The following is a 1,349-nucleotide window of genomic DNA, read 5'->3' as shown; positions in this document are numbered from 1 at the left end:
GACCCCAGCCAAATCAAAACTGATGCTGAGAGCCTAGAGCACTGGGGCAAAGACTGGACCAAGCACTTCGCTCCTGCTGCGTCTGCCATCGTGTTTCCAAAGACCATTGAGCAAGTACAAGCCCTCGTCTTGCTTGCCAATGAGCACAACATCGTACTGACCCCAAGTGGCGGCCGTACGGGCCTGTCTGCAGGTGCAGTGGCGTCTAACGGTGAGATTGTCGTCAGCATGGATAAGATGAACCGTATCGGACAGTTTTATCCTGCTGATCGCATGGTTGAGATTGAAGCCGGCGTCATCACCCAGCAGCTGCAAGAATTCGCTGAGTCAAAAGACCTCTACTATCCTGTCGACTTTGCTTCTGCTGGCTCTAGCCAAATCGGCGGTAATATCGGTACCAATGCCGGCGGTATTAAAGTCATACGCTATGGCATGACCCGTCAATGGATCATGGGATTGACCGTGGTCACTGGTAAAGGCGATATCTTGCATCTGAATCGCGGTATGGTGAAAAACGCCACTGGCTACGACTTACGTCAATTGTTTATCGGTTCTGAGGGCACGCTTGGACTCGTCACTCACGCTCAGATCAAGCTTGAGCGTCAGCCCCAAGACTTAAACGTCATGGTGCTGGGTATGGACAACTTTAGTGATGTCATGAATGTGCTATCAGCCTTTCAAGCGAAGATTGATTTGACGGCGTTTGAATTCTTTGATGACGTGGCAGTTGATAAGCTGATGGCGCATGGCCAAGTTCAAGAGCCGTTTGAATCACGAACCAAGTTTTATACCCTGCTAGAGTTTGAAGCACCTTATGAGCCCATTATGGATAAAGCCATGGCCATCTTTGAGCATTGTATGGAACAAGGCTGGGTGGTCGATGGGGTGATGAGTCAGAGTCTGACGCAAGCAGAAGAGCTGTGGAAGCTGCGTGAGTATATCTCTGAGACCATCTCAGTCTTTACCCCGTACAAAAACGATGTCTCTGTACTGATAAGCCATGTGCCTGACTTTATCGATGAGATTGACCACATTGTCAGCAGCAACTATCCTGACTTTGAAGTGTGCTGGTTCGGTCATATCGGTGATGGTAACTTGCATCTCAATATCTTAAAGCCTGAAACTTTAAGCAAGGATGACTTTTTTGCCGCTTGTCAGGTAGTGAATAAACAGGTGTTTGAGACGGTACAAAAGTACGGCGGCTCAGTCTCTGCTGAGCATGGCGTTGGCATGACCAAAAAGCCGTATCTAAACTATAGCCGCAGTGAGACTGAGATTGAGTATTTACGAGAGGTCAAAAAGGTATTTGATCCGAATAATATTATGAATCGTGGCAAGATTTTTGATAT

The 1,349-nt window shown here is 47.8% G+C and carries 1 protein-coding gene; it reads left to right on the top strand.

Features of this window, described 5'->3' with window-relative positions:
- A partial coding sequence (locus QL919_RS14055) for an FAD-binding oxidoreductase (protein ID WP_290190088.1) occupies positions 1–1,349 on the top strand: 1,349 nt, incomplete at both ends.

The organism is Psychrobacter sp. APC 3426 (assembly GCF_030408035.1).
Lineage (GTDB): Bacteria > Pseudomonadota > Gammaproteobacteria > Pseudomonadales > Moraxellaceae > Psychrobacter.
The sequence above is the reverse complement of the archived record's forward strand: the minus strand, read 5'-3'. Positions and strand labels throughout refer to the sequence as shown.